The organism is Sphingomonas sp. GC_Shp_3, from assembly GCF_026540945.1.
Lineage (GTDB): Bacteria > Pseudomonadota > Alphaproteobacteria > Sphingomonadales > Sphingomonadaceae > Sphingomonas.
In genome coordinates this window covers 241,717-265,853 of the sequence record NZ_JALNUT010000002.1, presented here as the reverse complement: position 1 = coordinate 265,853, position 24,137 = coordinate 241,717, and the positions used below count along the sequence as shown (strand labels likewise).

Sequence of the window (24,137 nt, the reverse complement as noted above, 5' to 3'; positions counted from 1 at the left end):
GTCGTCCAGAGGTTGGCGTCGGGCATGCCGTCCTGAAACCCGCGGCGTGGCCGAGCGATCCCTGCGGCGGCGAACCGTATAGCGCGGAACGGGCGGCAGTTACACTCGTTCGACGCACTTCAACACTTTGAGGTATCCTTCATGCCGGCAGCCGCCGATCCGACCGCACGTGTCCTCGCTCCTGTCGTCACTGCCGCCGCGCTGCCGGTTGGTTCGGTCGCTGCGCTCCTCGCGGAGGCGCTTGGGGATGGCGACGTGCTGTTTGCTGCGGCCGACGATGCCCGTGCCGACGCGGTGTTCCATGCGCTAGCGGCGATGACGCCCCCCACGGTGGTGCTGTTCCCCGCGAGCGACGCCTTGCCGGGCGAGGAAGCGGCGGCATCGCCGGCCAATGTCGGCCAACGCGTGGCGGCGCTGCGTCGGCTGCGGCTGGCGCAGGCGGAGGCGGACCGCGCGCCGATCGCCTGCGTCACCACCGGCGAGGCACTGGCGCGCGCCTATGCGACGCCGGAGGCGTTCGCGGCATCGCCGCCGCACGTCGCGGTGGGCGAGGCGGTCGATCTGGCGGCGCTGTTCGATCAACTCGCGGATCTGGGGTATCACCGCGACGAGCGTGTCGATGAGCCGGGCGAGATCGCGCTGCGCGGCCATGTTCTCGACATCTATCCCGCCGATGCGGTCGAACCGCTCCGAATCGAGGTCGAGGATGGGCACATCATCGGGTTGCGGAGTTTCGATCCCGCCACCCAGCGTACCACCGGCGACTGCGATTCGCGCGAACTCGGCCGCGTGTCCGAACCCGATCTGGATGGTGCCGGCGTTACCTTGCTCGATCATCTCCCGGACGCCGCGCTCGCCATCGAACCGGCGGCGGAGGATCGTCGCAAGCGTTTCCTGGCACTCGCCGCCGATGGTGAACGTCGCCGTCCGAAACGTGCGCTGCGCGCCATCGTGGCGGAGAAGGCGTGGCAAACCGTCGCGTCGAAACGACGGTCCGTGCCGATCGAGGACGCGGCGGAAGGCGATGCACCGCCGCGCTTTATCGAAGGCAAGGCGCCGCTGCGGGCGTTTGCCAGACTTGCGCGTGCTGCCTTCGATGAGGGCGATCGCGTCGTGCTGCTCGGTAGTGCACGCGACCTGCGCTTTCTCGGCGGGCGGGTTGCCGCCGCGTTGAAAGGCGAGGTCGTGCATGTTTCCTCCTGGCAGGAGGTGCAGGGCGCAGAGGCTGGTGCGTTGCTCGCGCTGGAGGCGCCGGTCGATCATGGCTTTTACCGCGAGGGCGTGCTTGCGGTTGCCGCCGCCGATCTGCTCGGCAGTCGCGCCGAGCGTGACGACGCGCAGACCGCTGGCGCCGATCTCTCCGCGTTCGGCTTCGGCGAGATCCGCGTCGGGGATGTGGTGGTGCATGAGGATCACGGCATCGGCGTCGTCGCCGGCCTTGCCGACATGCCCGAGAGCGACGGCGCGGCCGCAGGCGAGGGGATCGCGCTGACCTACGCCGACCATGGCGTACGGCTGGTGCCCGTCACCGAAGCGGACCGGCTGTGGCGCTACGGCGGCGACGCCGATGCGGTACCGCTCGATAAGCTCGATGGTTCGACATGGCAGAAGCGGCGCGGCGCGATCGACATCGCCATCGCCGAGACCGCGCGCAGCATGACCGAACTCGCCAAAGCGCGCGCCGAGCGGAGCGCGCCGGTGCTCGACCCCGACACCGCCGCCTACGAACGGTTCGCCGCCGGCTTCGCCTTTAGCGAAACGCGCGATCAGGCGCGGGCGATAGAGGCGGTGCGTGCGGACCTCGCTTCGGGCGCGCCGATGGACCGGTTGCTCGTCGGGGACGTAGGGTTCGGCAAAACCGAGGTGGCGCTGCGCGCGGCGGCGACGGCGGCGCTCGCCGGGCATCAGGTCGCGATCGCCGCACCGACCACGGTCCTCGCGCGGCAGCATATCGAGACGTTTACCGAACGGTTCGAGGGCACCGGCATCACCGTCGCCGGCCTGTCGCGGCTGTCCAGCACCGCCGATCGCAAGCGGGTGAAGGCGGGGCTGGCGGACGGCTCGATCCAGGTGGTGGTCGGCACCGGTGCGGTCGCGGGCAAGGGGATTGCATATCACAACCTCGCGCTGGTGGTGATCGACGAGGAACAGCGCTTCGGCACCGCCGACAAGCAGCGGCTGCGCGATCTTGGCGACGTCCACATCCTGTCGATGAGTGCGACGCCGATCCCGCGCACGCTCCAGACGGCGCTGGTCGGCATCCAGCAACTCTCCGTGATCGCCACGCCGCCCTCACGCCGTCAGCCGATCCGCACCGCCGTCGATGCGTTCGACGAAGCGACGCTGCGCGCCGCCTTGCTGCGCGAACGCAGCCGCGGCGGGCAAAGCTTCGTGGTGGTGCCGCGGATCGAGGACATGGCCAAGCTCGCCGACCTGCTCGCGCGGCTGGTGCCGGAGCTCGAGGTGCTACAGGCGCACGGCAAGCTCCCCGCCGCCGAGATCGACGAGGCGATGGTGCGCTTCGGGCGCGGCGACGGCGACGTGCTGCTCGCCACCAACATCATCGAGGCGGGACTGGACGTGCCGCGCGCCAACACGATGGTGATCTGGCGCGCGGACCGCTTCGGCCTCAGCCAGTTGCACCAGTTGCGCGGCCGGGTCGGGCGCGGCAGCCGGCGTGGGCAGGTGCTGCTGTTCACCGAACCCGACAAGGAGATCGCGCCGCGCACGCTCAAGCGGCTCCGCACGCTGGAAGCGTTCGACCGGCTTGGCGCGGGCTTCGCGATCAGCGCCCAGGATCTCGACATGCGCGGTGCGGGCGACCTCGTCGGCGAGGCGCAGGCCGGGCATATGAAGCTGATCGGGATCGACCTGTACCAGCACCTGCTGGAAGGCGCATTGCGGGCCGCACGCGGCGAGGTGGTGGATCGTTGGACCCCCGAACTGCACCTCGGCATCGCCGGGCGTGTGCCGGAGGACTGGGTTCCGGATGCGGAGCTGCGCGTCACGCTCTACATCCGCGTCGCCCGCGCCGACAGCCCTGCCGCGATCGACGCGCTTCATGCCGAGCTGGAGGACCGTTTCGGCGCGCTGCCGGACGAGGCCGTCACGCTGCTGAAGATCGCGGGGGCGCGGGCAAGCGCGCTGGCGCTGGGCATTGCGCGCATCGATGCCGGGCCGGCGGCGATCGCCTTCACCCCGCGCAAGGAGTTCCGGGCCGATGCGGAGGCGGCGGGGCTGACCCGCAAGGGCGACCGTTATCTGTTGGCGGAACGGATCGACGATGCGAATGCGCGGCTCGACCGGCTTCAAGAGGTGCTGGAGGACCTCGACGCATCCGACTAGCGTAGAACCCTCGTTGCCCTCCCGGAAAACCTTGCTAAGACGTTCTCGCTTTGGACCGTAAGCCGTCAGCCCCTTTTCCCGTTCAGCCGAGCGATCCGCTGCCTGTTGTGCAAGCGGCGGTCGACGCGTTCGCGGGCCGGCTCGACCCGATGGACCCGATCGTGGTGGCGTTCGACGACGCGATCGTTCCGATGGTCGTGAGCGATCCGACGTTGCCGAACAACCCGCTGATCTACGTCAACAAGGCGTTCGAGAACCTGACCGGGTTCGCCGCGGTCGAGGTGCTGGGGCGCAATTGCCGGTTCATGCAGGGGCCGCTTACCGAGGAAGCGGATGTCGCCCGCCTGCGCACCGCGATCGCCAATGCCGAGCGGATCGAGATCGACCTGCTCAACCATCGCCGTGACGGTACGCCGTTCTGGAACCGGTTAATGATCGCGCCGGTGTTCGACGAGGCTGGCAAGCCGCGCTACTTCGTCGCCTCGCAACTCGACGTGACGGTGGAGCGGCACCGTGTCATCCGGCTCCAGCAGGATCGCGAGGCGCTGGCGGCGGAGCTTTCGGATCGCGAGGCGGCGCTGGCGGAACGCGAGATACGGCTGGCGATGGCGCTGAAGGCGGGTGGCCTCGGCACGTGGAGCTACGATCCCGGCGCGGAGGAGATCACGGCTTCGGCAAGCTGCAAAGAGGTGTTCGGGCGTCCGCTCGACGCGCCGTTCACCTATGCGGAGTTTATCGGCTCGATCCACCCGGACGACCTGTCGGCCGTAGTCGCCGCGCTTGCCGACACGATCGAGAACGCCGCGCCCTATCGGATCGACTACCGCATTCTGACCTCTGCCGGCGATCAGCGCTGGATCAGCGCCCAGGGCGAGATGCAGTATCGTGCAGACGGTACGCCACTCACCATGACCGGTTTCGCGGCGGATGTGTCGGATCGCAAATTCGCCGAGGAACACCGCGCGGTGCTCGCCAGCGAACTGACGCATCGGGTGAAGAACACGCTCGCCACCGTTGGTGCGGTGGTCGGTCAGACGTTGCGCGACGCGGCATCGCTGGACGATGCGCGGCATGCCGTGGAGGGGCGTATCGCCAGCCTCGGTACCGCGCACGAGTTGTTGCTGCGCGACGAGATCGAGGGAGCCGCGATCGGCGATATCGTCAAAAATGTGCTGGCGCCGTTCATCGATCGCAACGGGCGACGCATCGCCATGGCGGGGCCGACGATCCACCTCACACCCGAGGTGACGCTGGCGCTGTCGATGGCGTTGCACGAACTCGCCACCAACGCAGTGAAGTACGGCGCGCTGTCGAACGACGCCGGGCGGGTGGTGATCGGCTGGGCATTGACCGGTGCGAATGCGGAGCGGCGCTTCACCTTCACCTGGGTCGAGGAGGGTGGTCCACCTGTTGTGCCGCCGTCGCGAACCGGTTTCGGTACGCGGATGATCGAACGTGTCCTGTCCCGGCACGTGCGCGGCAAGGCCACGATCCACTATCCGGCCGATGGCGTGCAATTTGGCATCGAGGCGCCGATGTGATCCAGACGATGATCCCGAATTAGCATTAAGCAACGATTGTCTTAATCTGGATTAGTTTTTTGCGACTAAACATGTTGGTCGGCGGTTGTAGCAGGGCTCAACCGGGATCAAGACATGTGCCACGTGCTCGTCATCGAAGACAATCTCCTTATTGCCGACCATATCGTCCAGATCCTCGAAGGTGCGGGTGGATCGTCTTTTGATCTGGCATCCACGCAGGCGGAAGCGATCGAAGCCGCCCGTGCGCGCGTGCCCGACTGCATCATGTCGGACGTCAGACTTGCCGAGGGCACGGGACCGGCGGCGGTGCAGGCGATCATCGCCGAACATGGCGCGGTGCCGGTGATCTTCATGACCGGTACGCCCGAAGCGTGTACGCCTTGCGCCCCGCCGATGGTTATTCTCGCCAAGCCGATCCAGGCGCATGTTCTGGTCGAGACCTTTCGTGATCTCGCACCGGTGTAACCGCTAGGCGTCGCCGATCGTGATCGTTCCGTCGAGTCCATCGGCTTTCCCAGTCAGCCCCGGCACTTCATCGAGCTGCCGCAGATCGCTGAAGCCGCCGCGTTCCTCACGGTAGCGCACGATCTCGAAGCCGTGTCCTTTCAACTGCGCAATGCCGTCAATCTCGGCAGCGGTCGCGGTATTGATGTTGAGAGCTTCGCCGTTGCTCATAGGTTCGCCTGTTCTTCCTTGGGAAGGTCCACGTCCGGACCGTAATATAGCTCCGCACATTCCGCGCGCAGGCAGCCGCCTTCGATCGTGATGTCATCGCGGTACGCATCGCCGATGAACGACAGTGTATCGATGTGCCGCGCCTCGAAATACATCGGATGCACGTCAGCGCGGCCTGCGCCGTAAACAACACGACCGACCTTCGACCAGATCGACGCCATCGTGCACATGCCGCATGGCTGAAGCGTGGAGTATAGCGTCGCACCGCGCAGTTCGAGCTCGCCGGTGCTTTCGCAGGCCCGGCGAATTGCCATCATCTCGGCATGGGCAGTGGCGTCGGGCAGTTCGTGCGTTTGGTTTCGTTCGGCGGCGATCACCTTGCCATCGAGTACGATCACGCAGCCGAGCGGCGAACTCGCCGGGTCGGAACCCTTGGAGCGTGCCACCGCGATCGCCATGCGCATCCAGCGCTCGTCATCGGGGCGGGGCATCAGGCGGCCAACGCGTAGCGACGGCAGTGTTCGAGATAGCCCGCCTCATGGCTACCGGCCAGCGAGACCACGCTCTGCCACAGCCAGGAGGGCGCATCGATCATCCCGCGTCGGTCCGCTTCCAGCACGCCGAGCCATTCGGTACGGCTGGCCGTGTCCATCTGCCGCGCGTGCGCCTTGCCGACGACGAACGCCAGGTACCGCGCCGCCATCACCGCCTGACCTTCGCTGAACTGATCGACCTCGAGCTTGAGATCCTGCGGCGACAACTCGCGGATGAACAGCGAACGGCCGAGCATCTTCGCGGCGGTCATCCGCGTGCCGAGGTGGGGCGACAGCGCGCGGGCCGCCGTGACGACGCGCTCGCCGTTGTCGTCGGGCATCTCCGCTCCGCGTGTGGCGGGGGCGATCGGTGCGACGGCTTCCTTGATGTCGACCAGTGCGTAGTCGGAGCGGCCCTTGGCATTTTTCAGGCCGATGATCGCGGCGAAGCGGAGCAGCCCGAGCGAACTGCACCCTTTCATCCAATAGGCCGCGTCGACCATCCGCACCGCGCGATCCTTGTCCTTGTGATCGAGCGAGAGGATCAGGCGCGCCACCTCCGGGTCGGCAAACACCGCTTCCAGGCTGCTGCGTTCGTTTTCGTCGAGCGCCCAGAACTTCTTGCCGAGCGGAATTTGCGGGTCGATCGCGTCGAGCCGCTCCCGCGCGAGGTGCTTCCACCGGCGGCCAAGCGCCTGCCGTTTGATGCTCCGCACCACGTCCGGCTCGACACCGGCATCACCGCTCGTCGGATCGTGCATCGCGGCGGCATAGCCCTCGACCATCTCCTCGATCATCCGCGCGGTGGTCACGCCGGGCAGGTCGGAGCCGCGTGCGGCGGTGGCGAGCGACAGGCCAAGCCGGATCAAGTCGTGCGCGGGATTGCCGATCACCGCCTGATCGAGATCGCGGATCTGGATCTCGACATTGCCGTCACCATTGGCGATCGGCCCAAGGTTGCCGAGGTGGCAATCGCCGCAGATCCACACCGCCGGTCCGATCGGTACGCGCCCCGCGACCGGCGATGCCTCCAGCCATTCGTAGAACTTCACGGTATTGCCGCGCACATAGGCGTGGGCGGAACGCGCCATCTTGCGGGTACGATTGGTTTCAAGGATCTCATGTCGTTCGGTCGGGCTTGGCGTCGGCATTCGTGGGTCACCTGCGTGCGTGTGAAGACGTCCAACGCACGGACCCCGAAATCGTAACGAAACATTGCGCGCCGGTTTCGAAGGCTGTGACGTCAGCTTGCGTCGCTGCGCCGTAGAAGCCTCGGCACGGTCAGACCCTGCACGAAGATCGAGAATGCGACGACCGCGAACGCCACGCTGATCAGCGCGTCGTGTTCGGGCAGCGCCGCCGGCGCGGCTAGGGCGAGGGCGAGCGCGAGTGCGCCGCGCAAGCCGCCCCAGAAGAGGATGTGCTGGGTGATGCCGTTCACCGCCAAAGAGGAGCGGCGGAACAGCCCGACGATCGGGTAGATCGCCACCGCGCGCCCGCCAAGCACGAGAATGGTGCCGACCACGGCGGGCAAAAGATAGGCTATGATCGGCTGCGCTGCCTCGCGGCTGCCGATCAGCAGGAAAATCACCGAATTGGCGAGGAATGCGGCGAAATCCCAAAAGCGGATCATCGCGGCGCTGCCCTCATCGGTAAGCGCACGCCCGCGCCCGCGGTTACCGACCAGCATGCCGGCGGACAGCGTCGCCAGCACGCCGGACACCTTGAGTTCCTCCGCGATCAGGAACGATCCATAAGCGGCGAGTACCGTCAGCGTGATCTCGACAAGGTGATCGTTCGACCCCTTGGCCAGCAGCATGATCGCACTGGCGACGACCAAACCGCACAGCACGCCGCCAGCCACCGTGCTGACCAGCGATATCGCGATGCTGCCGGCCGAACTGTCCGCACCGGCAATCCATGCAGCCACCACGGCGAACAGCACGGCGGCGGCGCCGTCGTTGACGAGGCTTTCCGATTCCATGAGGAAGGCGAGGCGCTGTTCCGCCTTTTGCTCCTTCATCATCGCAATCACCGCTACCGGGTCGGTTGCGGCGATCAGCGCGCCGAACAGCAGCGATCCCTGCCAGCCCCAGCCGCATAGCCAGTGCATCCCCGCCGCCACTACCAGCGCCGACAGGAAGGTGCCGACAAAGGCTATGCTCAGCACGAGCGGGGCTTCACGCCGGAACTGGCTCCAGCCGAGATGCAACGCCGCTTCGAACACCAGTGGCGGCAGCAGCACGGTAAAGATCAGCTCCGGGGTGAGCACGATCTGACTGCGGTAGCCGACCAGACTGAGCGCGATGCCGGCGACCACGAGGCCGACCGAATAGGGCAACCCGATCCGCCGGGTGACGATCGCCACCAGACACGCGACGAGCAGGAGCAGCCCCAGCGCGGGGATATCGACATGCGCCATGAGGGAGCCTTTCTCGTTGCTGAGCGAACGTCATGCCATAGGGCGCGACCAAACCAAATCCGGCGTCGCTCAGGCGATGATGAATATTTCGGAACTCGCAGATACATCCGGAACTCCATCCCGATGGAATCCGTTCCGCAGAAACATGATCATCGTGGGAGGGGCCGTTGCCCGAAGCTTATACCTCGCCGCCCCTTCATGCCGTGAGGCGACCTTTGCATCCGATGGTGCTCGGTATTCCGCTGATCTGCTTCCTCGGCGCGCTCATCACCGATATCGCATATTACAACACGTTCGACGTCAACTGGAAGAACTTCTCGGACTGGTTGCTGGCCGGCGGTGAAGCGGTCGGCGCGCTGGCGGCGCTGGTCGGCATCTTCGATCTGGTGCGCCCTCACGTCCGCGCCAACCCGCTGATCTGGCCCTACGCGATCACCTACGCGGTCGCGATGATCCTCGGGCTGTTCAACAATTTCGTACATAGCCGCGATGCCTATGGCGCGATGCCGACTGGGCTGGTGCTGTCGGTGTTGACCGTCATCGCGCTGACCGTGGCCGCAGGGATCAGCGTTCCGCTGCTGCGCCCGAGCCGCACCGGAGGGATCGTTTGATGCGTAGCGTACTTCTCGCAGCCGTCGGGCTGCTCGCGCTGTCGGCTTGCGCCAAGCAGGGTGGCGATACGGAAAAGCAGATCGGCGCCAATCCGGCGCTGCCGGACATCAGCGAATATCTGATCCCGCCGATGCACGTCGTTCCGCCGAGCCCGTGGAATGGCAAGACGCCGAAGGTTCCTGGCGATCTGAAGGTCCAGGCGCTTGCCACCGGACTGGCACATCCGCGATCGCTGTACACGCTGCCCAATGGCGACGTCCTCGTCGTCGAAACCGATGGCCAGCCCGAGCCGGTCCATCGGCCCAAGGACATCGTCATGCAGTTGATCCAGGCGCACGGCCATAACGATGCCAAGGCGGGCATGGATATCGTTCTGCTGCGCGACACCAACGGTGACGGCATCCCCGAACAGCGCACCAAGTTCCTGACCGGGCTGAAGTCGCCATTCGGGGTCGCGCTGGTCGGCAACGATCTGTACGTCGCCAACACCGATGCGATCATTCGCTATGCCTACCAACCGGGGCAGACCAGCATCAACACGCTCGGCACCAAGCTGGTCGATCTGCCGGGCGGCCCGATCGATCACCATTGGACCAAGAGCCTCGTCGCCAGCCCCGATGGCAGCAAGCTCTACGTCGGCGTCGGTTCGAACAGCAACATCACCGAAAATGGCATGTCGGCCGAACGCGGCCGTGCGGCGATCTGGGAGGTCGATCGCGCGACCGGCGCGTACCGCCTGTTCGGCACCGGCATCCGCAACCCGAACGGCCTGCAGTTCGAACCGCAGACCAAGGCGCTGTGGGCGGTCGTCAACGAACGCGACGAACTCGGCCCCGATCTCGTGCCGGATTACTTCACCTCGGTGAAGGACGGTGGCTTCTACGGCTGGCCGTACAGCTACTGGGGCCAGCACGTTGATCCGCGCGTCAAGCCGCAGCGGCCCGATCTGGTGGCGAAGGCGATCGTGCCGGATTATGGCTTGAGCAGCCATGTCGCACCGCTTGGCATGGTGTTCTCGGCCGGGGCGACCGCTTTGCCGCCGCGCTGGCGCTCGGGTGCGTTCATCGGCGAACATGGCAGCTGGGATCGCGGCCACCTCAACGGCTACAAGGTGATCTACGTCCCGTTCGCCAACGGTCGTCCGGCAGGCAAGGCGATCGACGTCGTGACCGGCTTTGTCGAGGGCGATGCGGCGCATGGCCGCCCGGTCGGCCTGACGCTCGACAAGACCGGCGCACTGCTGATCGCCGACGATCTCGGTAATACGGTCTGGCGGGTCAGCGGCCGTTAGGGCCGAACGTGCGAAAACGGCGGCGTGGCTGTGTGAGCCACGCCGCCGTTTCGTTTCGTGTTACTGCGCGGTCGAGACGTTGCCCTTGAAGTCGAGCCCGACGTGGACGGTCTGGCCGGCCTTCATCGCGGTGCCGCGCCACACGCCCTGCTTGTCCTTGGTCAGCGCCGAGACGTTGGTGAAGCCGGACTTGGCGATATGCTCGCGTGCCTGCGCCTGCGTGAACGAGTTGGCGCCGCGGCGCGCCTGACCGTCGTTGACGGTATGCGCGGTTTTGATCGCCGCGTTGTTCTTGGCAGGGGCGGTTTGCGCCAGCGCGGGAGCGGCGAACAGCGCCGCGCCTAACAGGATCGTGGTGGACATACGCATAGTGATGTTCCTTTGATGGAGGTCAGACGCGATTGTAGCGGGCGCGTTCGGCGGCGATGTCGCTGTCCGAATAGGCAGGCGCGCTTTCGTCGAAGCGGTTCCAGCCCTGTGCCTGATACGCGCTGCGGCGCTCGCTCAGGTTGACGGTGCGATCGTCGCTGAGGATGTTGCGCGCAGTTGGAACCAGCGGTTCGTCGACCTTGGCGGTAACGAGCGTACCACCACGGCGGACACCCTCCGCATAGACGTGCGCGTCGTCCTCGGAGACGCCGGCATGGGTCAGCGCACCGACGAGACCGCCTGCCGCCGCACCGACGAGCGCGCCGCCCGCCGCACCGGCTGCGGTTGCCGCCAGCCAGCCAGCCGCGACCACCGGACCGATACCCGGAATGGCGAGCAGGCCGAGCCCGGCGAGCAGACCGCCGACACCGCCTACCGCCGCGCCGATGCCCGCACCCGTGCCCGCGTCCTCCGCGGCCGGTTCGGCGACATCACCAGCCGCATTGCGCTTGTCATGGCCGACGATGCTGATGTCGCGGTGTGCGACGCCGGCGGCTTCCAGATCCTGCACCGCGCGGCGGGCGTCGTCGTACTGGTCGAACAAGCCTGTGATGGTCTGTGTCATGAGTCTTCTCTCCTGTGCCCGGCCGTGGATCGACCGGGGCTTTGTGGTTTCGAAAGCGGGATGTTCAGCGGCGCGTGCCGCGCACCACCATGTGATAGAGCACCAGCACGATGATCGCGCCGATGACCGCGACGATCAGGCTGTAGACGTTGAGGCCGGTGACGCCGGCCGCGCCGAACTGGTTGAACAGAAAGCCGCCGACGACCGCGCCGACCACGCCAAGCACGATATCGAGCAGTACGCCTTCGCCGGTGCGATTGACGATTTTGCTGCCGATGAAGCCGGCGACCAGACCGAGGATGATCCATGCAAGAATGGACATTGACGTTCTCCTTTCAGACACGAGCGGTTGGCTCGATGTTGGAAAGGTAAGGCCGGAGCCGAATGCGCCAAAGATGCGCAGGCACCTGTTGCATGGGTGCGCCGGCACCTGTCCGTACAATTAACTTTGCGGATCGATGCCGAGCTGATGGCCCCGGTCGCGCGCCCAGATGATTGCTTCCGCGCGGCTGTGCGCGCCGATCTTGGCGTAGAGCCGCGCGACGTGGTTGCGCACGGTGTTGCGCTTCAGCGACAGGGCATCGGCGATGGCGTCGTCGGTCTTACCCTTGGTGATGAGGGCGAGCACCTCGCGTTCGCGCGCCGTCAGGTCGACCGGCGGGGTGGGAGCACCGTGCTGCGGCGGCGGCCCGCGCAAGGCGGCGAGGCGGTCCATGATCTTCTGGCTGAGCCAGCTCGAATCCTGCATCGCGCCTTCGATCGCGGCGATCAGGTCGAGTTCGGTGCGCTTGCGGTCGCTGATGTCCTGAAACGCGGCGAGGATGCAGTATTGGCCATTGATCGTCACCGTCTCGGCCGAGGCGAGGCAGGTGACGAGATCGCCGGTGCGCGTCTTGATCTGCACCTCATAGCCCCGGAACGAGCCGCTTTCGGCGACTTTCTTTTCGATTTCGCGGCGTGTCGCCGAACTTTCGAACAGTTCAATCTCGGCGGGCTTGCGGCCGACCACGCTGTCGTGGCCCCATTCGGTCAGCGCCAGGAAGGCGTGGTTGACGTTGAGGATGCGGTGCCCGTCGACGCTGGTCAGCAGCATCGGCACCGGCGCGAAGCGGAACGCGGTGGCGAACCGCTCCTCGCTCTGGCGCAGCGCCATTTCCGCGCGGCGGCGCGGTTCGAGGTCCGCGAAGGTGAAGATCATGCATGGTTCGTTGTTGGCCATCTCGGCCGGATGGCCGGCAAGCAGCACCAGTTTGCTGTCGCCGCCGGGCAGCGGCAATTCCGCCTCCATTTGCGGGACGGCGTCGCCGCGCCCGAGCCGCGCCTTCGCCTTATCCCGCTCGACGGCGTGTTCAAGGATGTCGAAATCATACAGCGAGCGGCCGACGATCTGGTCGCGTTCCCAGCCGGACAGTTCGAGGAAACCTTCGTTGACGCGGACGTAGCGCAGATCGGCGAGCCGCACGATCAGCGCAGGCGCAGGGTTGGCGTTGAACATGCTCTCGAAGCGCTCCTCGGCCTCGAACGCCTCGGTCGCGTCGCAGATGATGAGCACCAGGCAATCGGGTTTTCCATCGTGATCCAAAGCGAAGCCGCGCTCGCGGTGGACCCAGTCCGGCTCGGGCTGGCCGGTCTTGCAGACATCGACGATCACGTTCTCGAACGCCTCGCCACGACAGAGCCGTGCCATCGGATAGGCGGAGGCGGGCAGGGGCTGTCCAGCACGCAACCGCAGCGTGAAGCGATGCTGATACTCGCTGACCGTCGCGCCCAGATCGGCCACGCCCGCGCAGCCATGCATCGCCAGCGCGGCCGCGTTCGCCCAGACGATCCTTCCATCAGGCTCGATCAGGATCACGCCGTCGCTCAAACCCTCGACGATACGCTGGAGTTGTTCGCGGTCGGGCTGGTCGTTGGATGTTCTGGCCTTGACCATAGGAATGCGGCTCCGTCGAAGATGCGAGCGCATAACGCGGAACGGTTGCGAAAGACCAATGCGGCGGTGTCTCCGGCGCTGGTCGCTGCGGCGTAGCAATGGGCGGATCAGGCTTGATTGTCGAACAAAAGACTGATCCGGAAGGTCTTCAGCGTGTCGTGTTGGACGCGCGGTTGCGCGATCTGCGCACCAACCAAATCACCGCCGCCAATACGGCTACCACGGCGACAGCGATGGCGATGTTGGCCGGCGTGAGCAACTGCCCGAGCAGCGCCTCCAGCGCGTGGCCGAACACGAAGCCGACCGTGGTGAACGCGATCGCCCAAACAATCGCGGCGAGCGCGTTGATGAGCAGGAAACGACGCGCGGGAATCTTGGTGGTGCCGATCGCGACCGGGCTGACGGTGCGAAGACCATAGAGGAAGCGGAACACGAAGATGAAGCGGTTGGGATGCCGCTCGATCATCGCGATCGCCCGCGCGAACGCAGGCTTGTCGTGCAGCCGACGTACCCAGGCGAGGTTACGGTAGCGCCGCCCGAGCAGGAACAGCACCTGGTCCGCCGCGAACGAACCGAGCGCGGCTGCCACCATCGCCGCCGGGAGCGATAGCACACCGCGATGCGCGAACACGCCGCCGGTGATGACGCAGGCCTCGCCTTCTATGCCGGCACCGAAGAACAGCGCGATCAATCCGTATCGCGCAATCAGCAGCTCGATCGTCATGCTTTCCCCGTACCATTCGGATCGTACGCCGGCCCCAGCGCACGATCCGGTGCTACAGGCTAGGTTGATGTGGCGCTATGCCGGACTAACTCTGGCGGATGATTGCGCGGTACAGGTGCGTGTCGGCCAGCGAGTAATACAGCCAGATCTGCCCGTCGACCGTCACCACCGATGCGGCGAAGGCGATATCGGTGCCGGTGCGGTCCGGCCCGGGCGGCGGCGTGATGAGCGGTTCCACGCAGCGCGCGACCACCTTGGTATATTCGGCATCGAACGCGACCCAGCCGATCCGCCAGCGCGCGTCGTGGGTGGCGCCGTTGTAGAACATCACCGGCCGGGTCTTGTCGGTGGTGAGCAGCGGTCCGGTCGAGAGATGCCAGCTATCCCAGCCATCAGGGCGCGGCGAGAACGGATCGGCCGCATCGGTCCATGGGCCGGCGTCACCATCGCTGACCGCGAGACCGACCAGCGATGCCTCGTTGCGCGCATATTCGTAGAACATCCGCCAGCCGCCGTCTTTGGTGCGATCGACCGTGGCTTCCTTGATGTTGCCCTGGCTTGGCGTGTTCTGCATCGCGACGCCCCGTTTGGTGAGGCGATCGATCGACGGGCCGGTGGCGTAGAGCATCTCGCCGTGGGTGCGCGTCGCATCTACGCCGGTATAATAGATGACGACGCTGCCATCCGCGCGGAACACCGGCGTCGGGTCTTCGCACCCGCCAATGTCCTCCGCGCCCGGCCCGGGCGAGAGGATCGGCGTGTCGGTGGCGGTGAAACTGAGGCCATCCTCGCTCGTCGCGTACCAGATCGTGCCGGTGTCGCCGGTTTCCCCTGGCTTAGGCACCGCCCGCACCAGCATCGCATACAGGCCGCCATCGGTGCGCCAGACATAGGGGCTCATCAGGTCGCGGCAGGAAACCGCCTGATTGCCCGTCATCGTGATCGCGTCGATCTGTTCGACGTTGAAATCAATCGGCATCGTCACGCCCCCTGGGCGACGGTCAGCGACAGCGCGCCGTCAATCGTCACGGTGGTGCCGGTGATGTAATCCGCCACCGGCGACAGCAGGAAGTTAACCAGCGCCGCAACCTCGTCCGGTCGGCCGGCGCGCTGCCACGGGATTGCCGCCTCCTTCGTTTTCAACTCGGCGGCATTGTCGATCGCGCTCTGGTTCATGGGCGTCAGGATCATGCCGGGCGCGACGCCGTTAACCGCGATGCCCTTCGGCGCGAGTTCCAGCGCGAGCGTGGCGGTGAGCTGCGACAAGCCGCCCTTGGCGGAATCGTAATCGACGCCGCCCGGTCGTGGCGCGCGTTCGTGGATGGAGGATATGTTGACGATCCGGCCCTTCATCCCCTTGGCCTCCAGTCCGCGCACCAGCGCGCGGCAGGTGAGGAACGGGCCGTACAGGTCGGACCGCACCACCCGGTCGAATTGCGCCAGTTCCATATCGACAAGGAACACGCCGCTCATGTTCATCCCGGCCGAATTGACCAGCAGGCTGACCGTGCCGAACGCTTTCTCCGCCGCAGCGAACAGCGCGGTAACGCCGGCCTCGTTGCCGACATCGGTCTGAACGGCGATCGCCCGGTCGGCACCGCCGATCGAGGCACACACGCGCTGCGCCGCGGCCTCGTCCTTGTAATAAGTGATCACCACACGCGCGCCGGCATCGCCGAGCGCCTTGGCGCAGGCTGCGCCGATCCCGGATTCACCACCGGTTACGATCGCTACGGCATTGTCGAACATCTTATCGTCTCCGAACGGGGGAAGGTGCGGGCATCAGGCGGTCAGCGCGATGTGCATGGCGAAGCGCTTGCTGGCGCCGGGCGTGATTTCGATGATGCCGGGCTTGTCACGAATATCGCCGGAGAAGCCGACCGGATCGGAAAAGCCCTGCCACGGCTCGATGCAGATGAAGCCGGCACCGGGCTTGGTCCACACGCCGAGCGTGGGGAAGTCGGCGAAGTCGACCGTCAGCCTTGGTCCGGTCGCGGCGCCATAGCTGACCCGGCGGCTCGCCAGCGCATCGAAGATCAGCGCATCGTCGACGAACAGGTCGTCGCGGAGCGTCAGCAGATCGCCCACCACCGGCGACGGTTGCGGCTCGGGCAGCAGAAAGCCATTCGCGTCGATGCGGCGGACGGGCGCGGGTTCGTCGCGTTCGAAGCGGATACCGTGGGCGTCACGCGGCTGCCCGAAAGGGAGCGGCCAGCGCAGCGCGGGGTGGAAGCCAAAGCTTGCCGGCATCGCACGATCACCGCCGTTGGCGATCGTGGCGACCACCTCCAGCGTCGCACCGCCGAGCGAAAAGGCGATGTCGAGCTGGAAATCGAATGGGTAGATCGCGCGCGTCTCATCCGATGCCGTCAGGCGCATTGTGACGGCGTCGGCGGTCTGCGCGACGATGTCGAACGTCGAATGGCGGGCGAAACCGTGCTTCGGCATCGGGTAACTCGTGCCGTCAAGCCGGTAATGCCCGCCTTCCAGCAGACCAATAACTGGGAACAGGATCGGCGCGCGGCCATGCCATACGGCAGGATCGCCGTCCCACTGCAATTCACGTCCGTCGCGATCGGTCAGGTGCTGAAGTTCCGCGCCCAGCGTGGAAATACCGGCAGTGAGCCGGTCGGACGCGATCGTTGCAACGTACGCGGTCATGATGGTCCTTGGCAGATGCCTGGCGCCGCCGCGACTGCCAGATCCTCGACGCGCCAACCGCGACCGCGACGGGTTGGTTCCAGTTGCGAAGATGACTTCTTGTTCACAATACGATGGGGGATCGGGACCGCTCATCCCATGTGGGTTCCGGAGTGTGTGTTGCTACGGACCCGATCCCGTCGGATCATCCCTCATGCGACACGCGCGGCTGGATCGGGCCAGCAAGCGCGCGTGTCGCACAGCCGCGCGTCAGAACGCAAGCCGCAGACCGGTCCGTCCGCCGGCACGATGATCGGCCTCGCCGCTTTCACCGGTAAGTGCGCCGAACAGCGTAAGGCGCGGCGAGAGCGCGATCTCAGCCCCAAGCGTTGCGGTTGCGAGAACCGGTGCCCGTGATGCACCCTCGGCCAGCAGGGTGAGGTCCCCGCCGCCGAACCCGGCCAACGCGGCCGGCGTGCGGCCCTTCGCCTGATAACGCGCGCCAAGTGACAGGTACGGTGTAATCCGCGCACCTGGCACAAGCGCGCTTCCGCTGAACGTCAGTCCGCCATCGACGAACACCGCCGTGTGGTTGCGACGCGCAACCGACAATGCGAAAGCGCTGGTGCCGACCTCGTTTGCTGCGGAGCGGGTGGCGCGAATTGCGGTTGCGCCGAGGCTCGGTCGCACCGTCCAGGTTCCGGTGACGGGCAACGCGTAATCGATCGACGCGTCCGCTGTCCAACCATGCAGGCGATATTCCGCATAGACGCTCCCGTCGGGCACCGAACGCCTTGTGCTGGCATCACCCCCATCATAAGCGACCGTCGCCTTTATGCCGAAGCCGCCGCTGGCGAAGCGGCCGTGCACGCCTGCCACCGCGCCATCCGCGCGGGTATGCGCGGCCAGGCCCACCAGCGTTTGGCGGTTGTTCATGTAGCCGCCGAACGCGCCGATCGACCAAGTTGCGCCGCCAAAGCCGATCCCGCCGAGGAAGCCATAGCCGTTGGTGCGCGCAAGCGCATTGCCCGAAACCGCATCCGCCTCCAGCGTTGCCGTTCCGCCCAGCACGCTCGCGAAGGTGAACAGCCCCGGCGTGTCTCGCCGTGCGGTAAAATCCGCGCCGCGCCCGGACGCGGCAAGGGACAGGCCGTTACCGACCGTAATCTGCTGGGCCGAGGCATAGGCCTCCGGCGTCAGTTGCCCGAACAGCGCGGCGTTGGACGCGCCGGACGCTGTAACCAGCGAGGGCGCCACCGCGAGCAGTGCCGCACTAGATTTCCCGCTGACCAGAACGGTGTTTACATAATCGATGCTGCGCCGGACCGGCGCCGAGAAACTCGCGTCGTTAAGGAACTCGCCCGCCAGTCGGATGCGGGTGTCGTCCTGCACAAGGAAACCGAACAACGAGGCCGGTTTCACCACGGTGGTGTAGCTGCCGGTAATGCCGCCGCTCGCCACGATCAGATCGGTGACCGTGCCCGGTTTGACGGCGCCAGTGGCGACGAGTTGCAGCGTCGCGCCTTGCGCGATCGAAAGCGCGCCATTGACGACGAGCTTGTCCGATACGCTCGGCGTGATCTCGAACAACGAGGTCGAGCCACCCGCCAGCGAGACGGTTCCGTTGACCGTCATCGTGCCGGGCGATGCGCCCGGACTGAGCGTGCCGTTTACCGTGACGTTGCCATTGACGGTGCCCGCCGAGCCAAACGTCGCGTTGCTGCCCACCGTGATGTTGGACGCCGAGATGGTCGACCCGGCGAGACCGACCAGGCGGCCGCCCGCCAGCGCCACCGTGCCGAATGCGGCATCGCCCGACACGGTCGCGAAACCGGCGCTCATCCGCAGCGCCTCGATGCCGGAGACGGTTCCGAATGCGACGGGTGCGGCGACGCTGCCGCCGGACACGTCGATGCTGTCGGTGCCAGTGCCACCGGCGACCGAGCCGGCGAAAGTACCCGCGATCGTGAGCCGATTGTCGGCCGGGCCGAATGTGAGGTGCGAGGTGGTAAGCGATGCGTCTGCTGCGATGGTCAGGTCGCCGGTGATGGTGGCGGTGTCGAACGAGAAGCCGCCGCCATTCAGCGCCAGCGTGCCGCTACCTTGTGCGACCAGCCGCTCGAAGCCGGTCAGAGTACCGCTGTTGAGGGTCAGGCCGTTCGCAAAATCGAGCGTTGCCGTGTCGGTGCCGGCGCCGCCCGCGACGGTCCCGATCAAGGCGCCGCCACGCGCCAGCGTGAAGCTGTCGTCGCCCGCACCGAGGTCGATCGTGCCGGCCAAGGTGCCGCCGGAGGCGACCGTCACCGCCTGCGCGCCGTCGCCAAACGCGAGTGCCGCACCATCGCTACCGAGCGTTCCTGCGATCGTCAGCGTGCCGTTCGCCAGCGATACCGTTTCGAAATGCGTGGCGGTGCCAGTAAGCGTGACCGGTCCGTTAGCGGTAAGGCGCAGCACGTCAGTCCCGTCGCCGCCGTCGTAGCGGCCGGCCAGAGTCGTCGCGCCGAGTGCCAGCGTGTCGTCGCCACCGCCGAGCGAGGCTGCGGCGACGTCGCCGTCGACGGACGCGCTTTCGGCAGCGGCGCTGCCGTCGATCCGGCCGATCGTGAACCCGCCCAGGCTCGCGTTCAGGTTCGCACCGGCGAGCGAAACCGACTGGAAGTTCTGATCGAGCGCCAGCGTAAGCGTGCCGGTGCCGGCCACGGCGAGTTGCTGGAAGTTGGCGCGCGCGCCGATCCCGCTGCGATTCCCGTTGAGGATCACGCGGTATAGGTTGGTGCCGCCGCCGCCATCAACGCCGCCGGCCGCGATGCTGCCGGCCATGTCCGTGTAGCTATCGTCCCCCGCGCCGAGCCTCACCGCGCCGGCGATGCGACCGGCGTTCACGATGCTGACGCCCGCGTCACCGCCGGTGATCGTGGTTACGCCTGACGTTGCCAGCGTCTGCCCCGCGGCCACCGCCAGCGTCCCGCCCGCGAGCGCAATCGTATCGACGTTGAACGTGCCCGAGTAGTATCCGGTGCCGGTGCCGGTTTGCGTGACGGTTTCAAAATTGCTGATCTGCGATGCGGCGAGGGTGGCGGTACCGCCGCTCGCATCGACGATGTAATGGTCGTTACCGTCACCGCCGTCGACTAGGCCGCTCACGGTCGCACCGACACGCTGGATGAAGCGATCGTCGCCCGCACCGAGCGAAACCGCACCGTTGATGGTGCCGGCATTGTCGAGCGTGTCCGCGCCATCACCTAGAAAGATGTCGCCCGTGATCGTGCCGGTGTTGACGATCACGTTGTCGAACGCGTCGAACGTCTGGATTGCGGTGCTCGTCTTCGTGCCGGTCGCGGTTATGACGCCGGCATTGCTCAGGTTCAGCGCGGTTTCCGCGATGAGGATGGCGTAAGCACGCTCACCGCTGGCTGTAATTACACCGTTGGCCGTGTTTGTGATCGTACCCGACAACCCGGCGCCGCTCACGAGCAACGCGTTGGTCTGCGGGTAAAGATAGGGGCTAGCGCCGGTAGCGGTCGCACGGATCGTGCCGCTATTGGTGATGGTATACGCGATCGGCTGCGAAGCCGGATCCGCATACAGGCTGAGCGCAGTCGCGTTCGTGCCGCTCGTCGCATCGACCTGCGCGGACAGCGTACCTGAATTGGCGATTTGGATCGTGCCTCCGTTGTCCGACCCGAAATCATAGACGTTGATTGCGGCTGCCGCCGCTTTGTTGTCGCTGGAGATCGTACCGCTGTTCGCGAAGTCGATCGCGGTGGGGGCGACATCCACGTAACTATAGTTCGTCGCCGTTAAACCGCCTCCGCTGATCTGGCCGCTGTTGCGGATCGTCATGACACTGGTCCCGCTTAGCAAGACGCTCGGTGTGGAGTCCCCGTAGGGATAATATGGGTAACCGGGGTAGGAATAGCTGGGGAGCGACGCCTCCGCTTGCGTGATCGTGCCGCTGTTGGTGAAGGTGAGCGGCGTGGCGCTGTATACCGAAACAGACTGGCTACGCGGGTCTGCCGAGGAGATCGCGCCGCTGTTGGTGAAGGCGGACGTCGTGACGGAAACGCCGCCCGCAATCGAGCCTGTGTTGGTGATCGCCGCCAGAACCTGATCGTCTGGGAACAGCGCGGCCGAAGCAAATGAATATGTTATGCTGCTAGGCAGTGCAGTCGACAAGCTGCCGGTGATGCTGGCCTGATTGACGACCTGACCGTTGCCGGCCACAAACAGGTTGCCGCCAAAGGTGCCGTTGGCCGTTACCGTGGCGACCGTGTCGGCGCCGAGTACCTGCACGAGGCCGTCTTCGAAATTGCGGACTTTGGAAAGGTCGAGCGCGACCGTGTCGCTGCTCGTCAAAGAACGTCCATATATGTCCCGCCCGGCGCCACCATCGATGGTGCCAGAAACACCTAACGCATCCGCAGTTTGCAACAACAGGTCGTCGCCGTCGCCGAACAGCAGGTCACCTGCGATGGTGCCGCCGGCCGCCACATAGGTGCTGTTGCTGTAGGAGCGGGTGGGTGCGCCAGAATAATATGAAACGTCATAGCCCAGGTCGACGGTGCCGTTCACGGTTCCGGCGTTGCTGAAAAGACCGGAATACAGCTGCACCGCGGTGCCGCCGGTCCCCGTTATCATGCCGCCTGCCGCGTTGACGATCATAGCCGTCGCGGAGCCATAGCTGTTACGAATGGCGCCGATCGCGACGCCACCAGTGCTGGCGATGGTGCCTGAATTTGAGATCGTAGAACCCGAGGCCTCGACCGCGACGCCGCCGACGCGGATCGTCCCGCTGTTGTTGACAGTGATCGGCCCCGTGATGCCGTTCGCCATCGCGCCGCCGTCAACCTGCGTGATGTCACCCGAATTGACCAGAGTTTCAGGCTGGAAGTTGCTGATGCCGGTGCTGCCATCGAGCAGAATCGAGCCGGCATTGGTGATGCTGGCGCCACCGGTAATGGCGGTGAGTGAGCCTGCGGCAGCTCGGTTGGTCACGGTGATTGTTCCGAGGTTCGCGAAAGTGTCATCGCTATTCAGAGATACGCCGGACATGGAATAGGCCGTGCTATCTGCTGACTGCAAGACTGTGATGTTGCCGCGGTTGGTGATTGCCAATGCCGCGGTTTCAGGACTGCCGTCCGGATACGTGATCGCTTTGGTTGACCGGATCGCCGGTGCATCGATGACCGAAACCGCCCCGTTGAGATCGACGCTGCCGTTGCCGGCTAAAACAAGCGTCTGCGTGCGGGCTTGGCCATCAGGACCGCTAAGCGTCAGCTTGGCGCCGTGGGCGACTTGATAGCCGACACTGGAAAACGGCGTTGTATCGCCGGAAATCAAATTCGCGGACGTGTCGGTGTTGATGGCGTAAAGCAGCGAAGCCTTGCCGGTCACGGTAACGGTTCCGTTGATACCCGCGAACGATCCGGTGCCGGTGTTGACCAGATCCGTGAGGAGCGTGCTGCCATCACCCATCGCAAGGTTTCCGTTGAGCGTGCCACCGCTCAGCGCCAGGTATGCGGCGGCGCCATCGCCCACCACGACGTTGCCGTTGATCGTACCCGCATTGGCGATGCTGGCGTTGTATCCACCTATGACAGCCGGACCATTGCCGCCGTTTACCACGCCGCCTGCAGCATTGGTAAAGGACTGGTCGATCGACACACCCGTCCCGGCCGAGCTGATCGTCCCCGTGTTGGTAAAATAATAACCGTACGACATCACTCCGGTGGTCGCACCAGTAATCGTGCCGCTGTTCGACGATCGAAGCCCGACATTTCCGAACAGTGAGACTCCGACCCCTGCCGTGGACGTGATGGCGCCGCTGTTGTTCAGCACGGCGTCGGACATCTCAACGCCGGTGTTCTTGGTCGTGATCTGGCCGCTGTTCTCCAACGTGTTGTTGAACATCGAGACGCCACGGCTATCATTGGCCACGATGCCGCGATTGATGAAGTTATGGTTGCTGAAGGCTACCGCATAGCCGCCACGCCCATAGGCATCCACGACGCCGGAACCTTCGATCGTTCCTTCGTTGGTGAACATGGCGGAGGAGGCGAAGCCGTAATCAAGATCGCTGATGCCAGGCGCGGTGAGGGTCGTCCGGTTGATCACCGCTCCACGGCCGCTCAGAGTCAGGGGGTTTGCGGTCGAAAAACCCGCCAAAAGCGTCGCGGTCACCTGGGCGTCAGGCGCCAGGACGAGTTTTTGAAACCCGGCGTCGAGGTCGATCGGGGTAGTTACGTCCGTGTCTGCGGAGAATACTACACGCTCGACATTGTTGGTGCCGGCGGTGGTGATCGTGCCGGTGATCCCGGTCGCCAGCGCGCGACGGCCGACGTAGGTTGCCGCCACCGTGTTGTTGTCGTTGCCAAACGTTACCGCGCCATCGATCCGCCCCGTCGTGGAGTCGATCGTATTGCCGCCGCCGGTCGCCACGACATTGCCGGTGACGACCCCCTTGTTGACAAGGTTGATGAACGACGCTTGCACTGCTGTGCTGCCCGCAGAGGTAATCTCGCCGTCTGCGTTGTTGGCGATCGTCAGTAATCCGGCCGACAATGCCGCGCCGGAGCCTGCGTTGGCGATCGTACCATCGTTGGTGATGGTCGTTGAAGCGGTGGTATTGCGTAGCGTCGCGGCGTTCGAGGTGGAGCGGATCGCGCCGCCCGCTGAATTGGTGATGGTGGCGTAGTAGCTGCTATTGGAGTTTCCGGAGTCCACCGCGCTACTCGCGCCGCCATCGATGCTGCCCGCGTTGCCCAGCGTGACCACCGGGCCCAGGATGCCGCCAACGATTGCGCCGGCTGCCTGGTTGGTGATCGTCGTGAAAGTTGCGATCGATTGGTCGTAGCCGTAGGTGTTTGTGGTAGCGTTGCCGAGCAGGGCGATGCCGCCCGTACCGGTAAGGGTGCCGGCGTTATCCACTGTCGCGGAGATCGTCCCGCTTGCATTGCCGGGCGACGGGAGCAAGGCGAGTGCCGTCGCGCCGGAAACAGCACCGCCTGCGCCTACGGTGAGCGCGATTTGCTGCGTACTGTAGTAAGATGGCGTTGTCGAAGTCCCCGACATGACCGCAATCGCGCTCTGTCCGTCTGCGGAAACGCTACCACCCACGTTGATCGTGTTCGCGGTAAAAGAGCTATAATCGCTACGCAGGACGTCGACCGTGATCGCTGAGGTGCCGGTGGTGGCGACGTTCGCGCCTGGCGCGACCGTCAGCGTTGTGTTCGCAGTGGTCACCCGGATCCCGTCGGTGTCATTGCCGGAGCAGGCGGTGGTGCCGTCCGCAATGGTGGGGTCGGGTGAACATTGCGCCGTCGCCGCACTGGCGCTCGCCATCATCAGCGCCATCGCGCTGCTACCGACAGCGAACTTCCACCGACGCGCGGATGCGTCGATACCGACCTTGCTCATGTGCTTCCCCC

At 65.6% G+C, this 24,137-nt stretch carries 18 protein-coding genes; 5 read left to right on the top strand and 13 right to left on the bottom strand.

The features are described 5' to 3' along the window. The first annotated feature begins 141 nt into the window (after positions 1-141). The 3 genes from OXR00_RS06980 (at position 142) to OXR00_RS06970 (ending at position 5,351) form a co-directional block, all read left to right on the top strand. The gene (locus OXR00_RS06980; RefSeq protein ID WP_267387406.1) at positions 142-3,345 is read left to right on the top strand and encodes a helicase-related protein; all 3,204 of its coding nucleotides are present in this window, start codon (positions 142-144) and stop codon (positions 3,343-3,345) included. Between the two features lie 107 nt (positions 3,346-3,452). Beyond that, the gene (locus tag OXR00_RS06975) at positions 3,453-4,886 is read left to right on the top strand and encodes an HWE histidine kinase domain-containing protein (RefSeq protein ID WP_267387405.1); all 1,434 of its coding nucleotides are present in this window, start codon (positions 3,453-3,455) and stop codon (positions 4,884-4,886) included. 114 nt (positions 4,887-5,000) lie between these two features. After that, positions 5,001-5,351: a response regulator gene (locus OXR00_RS06970; RefSeq protein WP_267387404.1), complete on the top strand. Its 351-nt coding sequence runs from the start codon at positions 5,001-5,003 to the stop codon at positions 5,349-5,351. Between the two features lie 3 nt (positions 5,352-5,354). On the opposite strand, the gene OXR00_RS06965 is transcribed toward OXR00_RS06970, so the two are convergent. The 4 genes from OXR00_RS06965 to OXR00_RS06950 form a co-directional block, all read right to left on the bottom strand. After that, entirely contained in the window at positions 5,355-5,561 is a 207-nt protein-coding gene (locus OXR00_RS06965) for a helix-hairpin-helix domain-containing protein (RefSeq protein WP_267387403.1), read from the bottom strand. Beyond that, positions 5,558-6,052, bottom strand: a complete 495-nt coding sequence (locus OXR00_RS06960) for a nucleoside deaminase (protein WP_242153204.1) — start codon at positions 6,050-6,052, stop codon at positions 5,558-5,560. The genes OXR00_RS06965 and OXR00_RS06960 overlap by 4 nt, the downstream gene beginning before the upstream one ends. Then, positions 6,052-7,245 carry a DUF2252 family protein gene (locus OXR00_RS06955; protein ID WP_267387402.1) on the bottom strand — a complete coding sequence of 398 codons (1,194 nt, stop codon included), beginning with the start codon at positions 7,243-7,245 and terminating at the stop codon, positions 6,052-6,054. The genes OXR00_RS06960 and OXR00_RS06955 overlap by 1 nt, the downstream gene beginning before the upstream one ends. A gap of 92 nt (positions 7,246-7,337) precedes the next feature. Continuing rightward, the gene (locus tag OXR00_RS06950; RefSeq protein WP_267387401.1) at positions 7,338-8,516 is read right to left on the bottom strand and encodes a sodium:proton antiporter; all 1,179 of its coding nucleotides are present in this window, start codon (positions 8,514-8,516) and stop codon (positions 7,338-7,340) included. A 203-nt stretch (positions 8,517-8,719) separates the two neighbouring features. Here OXR00_RS06950 and OXR00_RS06945 point away from each other — a divergent pair, with 203 nt between their 5' ends. Beyond that, positions 8,720-9,127: a DUF2231 domain-containing protein gene (locus tag OXR00_RS06945; protein ID WP_346731993.1), complete on the top strand. Its 408-nt coding sequence runs from the start codon at positions 8,720-8,722 to the stop codon at positions 9,125-9,127. Then, a complete protein-coding gene (locus OXR00_RS06940; RefSeq protein ID WP_267387398.1) occupies positions 9,127-10,419 on the top strand; it encodes a sorbosone dehydrogenase family protein in 1,293 nt (430 codons plus the stop codon). Before OXR00_RS06945 ends, OXR00_RS06940 begins: the two co-directional genes overlap by 1 nt. Positions 10,420-10,479: 60 nt before the next feature. Here the strand turns inward: OXR00_RS06940 and OXR00_RS06935 are convergent, their stop codons facing one another. The 9 genes from OXR00_RS06935 to OXR00_RS06895 all read right to left on the bottom strand — a co-directional run bounded on the left by OXR00_RS06935 (position 10,480) and on the right by OXR00_RS06895 (position 24,126). Next, positions 10,480-10,788, bottom strand: coding sequence for a hypothetical protein (locus OXR00_RS06935; protein ID WP_267387397.1), 309 nt, complete (start codon positions 10,786-10,788; stop codon positions 10,480-10,482). A 22-nt stretch (positions 10,789-10,810) separates the two neighbouring features. Next, positions 10,811-11,413 carry a general stress protein gene (locus OXR00_RS06930; protein WP_242153188.1) on the bottom strand — a complete coding sequence of 201 codons (603 nt, stop codon included), beginning with the start codon at positions 11,411-11,413 and terminating at the stop codon, positions 10,811-10,813. A 64-nt stretch (positions 11,414-11,477) separates the two neighbouring features. Next, entirely contained in the window at positions 11,478-11,735 is a 258-nt protein-coding gene (locus OXR00_RS06925) for a GlsB/YeaQ/YmgE family stress response membrane protein (RefSeq protein WP_242153185.1), read from the bottom strand. Positions 11,736-11,855: 120 nt separating this feature from the next. Beyond that, positions 11,856-13,346 (bottom strand): helix-turn-helix transcriptional regulator, encoded by a 1,491-nt coding sequence (locus tag OXR00_RS06920; RefSeq protein ID WP_267387396.1) that lies wholly within the window; start codon positions 13,344-13,346, stop codon positions 11,856-11,858. A gap of 148 nt (positions 13,347-13,494) precedes the next feature. Continuing rightward, positions 13,495-14,070 (bottom strand): DedA family protein, encoded by a 576-nt coding sequence (locus OXR00_RS06915; protein WP_267387395.1) that lies wholly within the window; start codon positions 14,068-14,070, stop codon positions 13,495-13,497. A gap of 85 nt (positions 14,071-14,155) precedes the next feature. Further along, positions 14,156-15,049, bottom strand: a complete 894-nt coding sequence (locus OXR00_RS06910; protein ID WP_267387394.1) for a glycosidase — start codon at positions 15,047-15,049, stop codon at positions 14,156-14,158. Positions 15,050-15,051: 2 nt separating this feature from the next. Next, positions 15,052-15,819 carry an SDR family oxidoreductase gene (locus OXR00_RS06905; RefSeq protein WP_267387393.1) on the bottom strand — a complete coding sequence of 256 codons (768 nt, stop codon included), beginning with the start codon at positions 15,817-15,819 and terminating at the stop codon, positions 15,052-15,054. A 33-nt stretch (positions 15,820-15,852) separates the two neighbouring features. Further along, positions 15,853-16,731 carry an aldose 1-epimerase family protein gene (locus tag OXR00_RS06900; protein ID WP_267387392.1) on the bottom strand — a complete coding sequence of 293 codons (879 nt, stop codon included), beginning with the start codon at positions 16,729-16,731 and terminating at the stop codon, positions 15,853-15,855. Positions 16,732-16,980: 249 nt separating this feature from the next. Beyond that, a complete protein-coding gene (locus OXR00_RS06895; protein WP_267387391.1) occupies positions 16,981-24,126 on the bottom strand; it encodes an autotransporter outer membrane beta-barrel domain-containing protein in 7,146 nt (2,381 codons plus the stop codon). Positions 24,127-24,137: the final 11 nt, after the last annotated feature.